Here is a 4103-nt window from a genome sequence, read left to right as displayed (position 1 = left end):
GGTATAAGGCGTGATGGCCACCGGACTGCCAAATGGCTGCCACCCCTCCTTCAGTTTTTGTGTCAGTCGTTTCGCAAGGTCTGACGGCGATGCCGCCCTGACAACATCATAGTGTTTAAATGCCATGAATCCTCCCGGCCGGGATAATATTGTGAGTAAAATAAGGAGCGGGCTGAAGTCCGGAAGTTACAGGACAATGGCAGAAGAGAGACGACAGCCCGCAATTCGAAAAAGACCGCGCAGTTGCGCAGCCTTATGAATTCTGGTTAAAATCCATTCGATTATAAAAATGTATATCTCATGCTGTTGCCCGAACCCACTCGGGCTTTTTTTGCCCACAAGAAAGCCCCTCCGGAGAGGGGCTAAAGCCGCGTATCTGTATCATCATGCACATGGTGCCGGGTGCCTCCCGGTGAGTTCAGCCCGGTGCCACTAAACCCGCGTCATTCTCGTTTTGATAATCAGAGATTATACCGTCACCAGTCGCCCCTCCGCTCAGGGGGATTCACCATGCGAAATTTTTTTAACAAATGCCCAGTCTGACAGGCAACTGTCAACTTACTGAATTGTGAGCAACATAGCATTTAACGGGGAACCTGTTTTCTGCAGTAAAAAGGCCCACCGGAGCGGATGGGCCTGGAAGGATAGCGGTCATGTGATGCCGGTTTCCCGGTAACTCAGCACCGGTATCTGAGTCAACGTTTTCTCTACTGGGTCATTTCCGATACGCCCTGCCTGCTGACAGGCTTTCATCACATCTGAAAATATAGCACCCTGACTGATACTGTAGTACCTAAGGTTCCAGAAACTGTGATGTATCCGGCACAGAAAAGCCCCTCCGGAGAGGGGCTGGAGAGTGGCACTATGTGCCATTGCATGGTGCCGGGTGCCTCCCGGTGAGTTCAGTATCAGCACCTGAACCCGCACAGAAAGGATAAGGGTCGGTGACAAAACACCAGTTGCTGATTGCCCCTCCGCACAGGGGGATTCACCATGCCAGTTTCTTTTAACAAACTCCCCGCAAACCAGACAACAGTCAACCGCCTGAATTGTGAGGTATTTAAAAATTTCAACGGGTAACTGATACCCTGCTAATCGCCTGATGCTTTCTTTTTCAGCAACGGGAAAGCAACAACCACCACACCCGCCACCAGCACACCGTCAGCCAGCACTGACATTATCCGGCTGCTGAAGTCCACCATCACCACCAGAAACAGCAGGAGCGCAACCACAGCCAGACGCATTTTTACCGTCACAGATGATTCTCCAGACGAAGGCCCAGAACACCGGCAATCTCTTCCAGCACCTTGCGCTCTTCCGGCTCTATTTCGCCGTCTGCTTCGGCAATGGCCACCGCCACATCCAGCACGTCTTCCGCTTCACGCGTATCGTGTTTCACATCCTCGATCTCACGTAACGCCGCACGACGACCAATTTTAAAGTTCGTATCCAGCTGACCGATAATGGTTGCGCTAATCGCATTAATTTCTGACGTAAACGCGGACAAGGTGGGCTGGTTACGTAATACCTGTTCGATCTTCGCTTTCTCGGAAGCCTCACATTCACCATCGGCATAAGCCACCAGGTATGCAGCGTTAATCACTGCCTGTGCCAGATCGCGTTTTTCAAACTTTTTAATTTCCGCAGACGCTCTGCGGGTTTTCTTTTTGAAGATTCCAAGCATTGTGACGTTCCTTTGGGTGGGTGAGCCAACGCCCGGGAGCGATCTGCCCACAGAGAAAGTCACACTGACCACTCCGTAAGCTCACCCCCGAAAGGCTCTGTGGTTGATATGCGCCGGGCGTGGCGCGGATACAAAAAAGGCCCGCAAAAGCGAGCCGGGAAAAATAAGTCTGGCGCGTTGTACTGGATTCGAACCAGTGACCGATTGCTTAGAAGGCAATTGCTCTGTCCGGCTGAGCTAACAACGCAGAATGCCGATAAATGGACCGCCATCGAGGACTCGAACCCCGCGCAACCAGCTTCGAAGGCTGGCGCTCTATCCCGATGAGCTAATGGCGGTATGTGATATGGTGGCCCTTGCTGGATTTGAACCAGCGACCTGGCGATTATGAGTCGCTCGCTCTCACCACTGAGCTAAAGGGCCGGGCGCAGGATAATAACGGTACGTAACTAATCCTGCAATATCATCCGTTCTGACTGGCTAAATCCTGAACTTCCCTGACCGTCTGTTCAAAACGTTCAGTCTCCAGCTCAACGCCTGTAGCACGACGCCCCAGCGCCATCGCGGCTTTGACTGTCGAACCCGACCCCATGAAGAAATCTGCAACCAGGTCACCCGGACGACTGCTCGCACTGATTATCTGCTGCAGCATTTCTGCCGGTTTTTCGCACGGATGTTTCCCGGGATAGTACTGCACCGGTTTATGCGTCCACACATCCGTGTACGGCACCTGCGCCGTCACGCCAAAATACCGCCGCAGATGCTTATATTCACTCTGCAGTTCCGCATACTGCCGGTTCAGTGAAGTATACGTCTCCAGCAGCTGGTGGTGGGGCTTTTCCAGTTCACCCCGCTGATGCTTCTCTTCTGCCACCCGGGCAAACAGCGCCTGTAATTTCAGATAATCACTTTCGTTCGGCAGCTGCCACTGACTGGCACTGAACCAGTGCGACACCATGTTTTTCTTTCCTGTGGCATCCACTATCTGTTTTGCCGTTATCCCCAGGGCAGCGCGCGCATCACGAAAGTAAGCAATCAGCGGGGCCATCACATGCTGTTTCAGTGCCCTGCCCTTCGCCTCATACCCGGCATCTTTCGGACGATACGGCCCCTGATAATGTTCCGCGAACAGAATGCGCTCTGTGGCGGGGAAATACGCCCGCAGGCTTTCCTTGTTGCACCCGTTCCAGCGTCCGGACGGCTTTGCCCAGATAATATGGTTCAGCACACTGAAGCGTTCACGCATCATGATTTCGATATCAGATGCCAGGCGATGACCACAGAACAGGTAAAGACTTCCGGCAGGTTTCAGCACCCGCCAGAACTGCGCCAGACACTGGTCCAGCCACTTCAGGTAATCATCGTCGCCCTTCCACTGGTTATCCCAGCCCTCAGGCTTCACTTTAAAGTACGGCGGGTCCGTGACTATCAGGTCAACAGAATTTTCGGGTAACGACCGGATAAATTCCAGGCAGTCGGCGTTGATTAACTCACAACTGGATATTTTTACAGTATTAAGCATGGATCATTAAACCTGTCTCTGATAGGCTCATTCTGCTTTTGCGCAAAGCAGTGGGCCTGAGGTTTGCTTGTGATCCAGACGCATGAGCAGATGGCTGGTGAGTGCCCCTAACACCCACCAGCCGCCCATTTACCACAAATAAAAAAGCCTTCAGGACTGAAGGCGTCTGTAACAACCAAACTGATAGTCTGCCAGACCCGCCATAACCAGCTGGGTCAGTATTAACTGGCAGCGTTCGCGTGAAAGGTAAGTATTCTGCGCTATCTCCCCGACTGTCGCCGGTTCGGTAACGCTTAATTCATTAAACACCACTCTGGCGGTTTCTGTCATATCCTGCTGTTTTAGCATGTCTTTTTCCCTTTTCCGGTTAACGTGACACACCAATAACTCTTGTCGAAAAAGCCAGCAAGCTGAAAGACAGGTATTCACCGCCACCAGCGCGTTTACTGTACTGACGCGATTTCAGTCATAAAAAACCCGCCAGGCGGCGGGGTGTAAAAAATCTTCTAACGTCAGGCATAAAACGCCCATCGTTAGAGCAAATTTACCACAGATTCGGGAAAAATCAACAACACTATCGCGTTACCCTCTTTAACTGCCGCTCCGCCCATGCCTCTTCAATGTCAAACCGAACCACCAACGTATCGTAAAAGCGTTTCACTGATTTTTTCCACGTATCAAGCGTGATAGCACTCGTCACTTTGCATATGGCATTAAATGCCTCCGTTGATGGCAGCCTTTCACAGCCACGACCACCACAACGCTGGCAATCTCTGATAACAGGCATACCACGTTTTACCGACTCTTCACGATGAATGGCGACACCACGCCCACGGCAATCCTTACAGGCGGTGGAAACCTCACCCTTTCCGCCACACTCCGGACAGGCAACTTTTA

The 4103-nt window shown here is 52.0% G+C and carries 6 protein-coding genes and 3 tRNA genes; all 9 read right to left on the bottom strand.

All coding sequences use genetic code 11. The features are described 5' to 3' along the window. Nucleotides 1–126 (bottom strand): DUF1737 domain-containing protein (locus C4F37_RS26820; RefSeq protein WP_106106744.1); only part of this gene is annotated, 126 nt, incomplete at its 3' end. Between the two features lie 965 nt (nucleotides 127–1091). Continuing rightward, entirely contained in the window at nucleotides 1092–1256 is a 165-nt protein-coding gene (locus C4F37_RS26810; RefSeq protein WP_000216690.1) for a DUF3927 family protein, read from the bottom strand. Continuing rightward, entirely contained in the window at nucleotides 1253–1684 is a 432-nt protein-coding gene (locus C4F37_RS26805) for a tellurite resistance TerB family protein (protein WP_001304604.1), read from the bottom strand. The genes C4F37_RS26810 and C4F37_RS26805 overlap by 4 nt, the downstream gene beginning before the upstream one ends. Before the next feature lie 170 nt (nucleotides 1685–1854). Beyond that, a tRNA-Arg gene (locus C4F37_RS26800) sits at nucleotides 1855–1931 on the bottom strand. Nucleotides 1932–1945: 14 nt separating this feature from the next. Then, nucleotides 1946–2022: transfer RNA gene (locus C4F37_RS26795), tRNA-Arg, on the bottom strand. A gap of 9 nt (nucleotides 2023–2031) precedes the next feature. Further along, a tRNA-Ile gene (locus C4F37_RS26790) sits at nucleotides 2032–2107 on the bottom strand. A gap of 40 nt (nucleotides 2108–2147) precedes the next feature. Next, a complete protein-coding gene (locus tag C4F37_RS26785) occupies nucleotides 2148–3206 on the bottom strand; it encodes a DNA-methyltransferase (protein ID WP_000935524.1) in 1059 nt (352 codons plus the stop codon). A gap of 150 nt (nucleotides 3207–3356) precedes the next feature. After that, entirely contained in the window at nucleotides 3357–3554 is a 198-nt protein-coding gene (locus tag C4F37_RS26780; RefSeq protein WP_000917768.1) for a hypothetical protein, read from the bottom strand. A 226-nt stretch (nucleotides 3555–3780) separates the two neighbouring features. Beyond that, nucleotides 3781–4103: antitermination protein Q (locus C4F37_RS26775; protein ID WP_143358016.1), on the bottom strand; the 323-nt coding region annotated here is incomplete at its 5' end.

It is taken from the genome of Escherichia sp. R1, assembly GCF_003000935.1.
Taxonomy (GTDB): Bacteria; Pseudomonadota; Gammaproteobacteria; order Enterobacterales; family Enterobacteriaceae; genus Escherichia; species Escherichia coli.
This window is presented reverse-complemented; position numbering and strand designations above follow the sequence as displayed.

Bases quoted from the DNA above. Each gene is read 5' to 3' on its own strand.
- C4F37_RS26805 (WP_001304604.1), bottom strand. From the start codon at position 1,684: ATGCTTGGAATCTTCAAAAAGAAAACCCGCAGAGCGTCTGCGGAAATT.
- C4F37_RS26785 (WP_000935524.1), bottom strand. From the start codon at position 3,206: ATGCTTAATACTGTAAAAATATCCAGTTGTGAGTTAATCAACGCCGAC.
- C4F37_RS26780 (WP_000917768.1), bottom strand. From the start codon at position 3,554: ATGCTAAAACAGCAGGATATGACAGAAACCGCCAGAGTGGTGTTTAAT.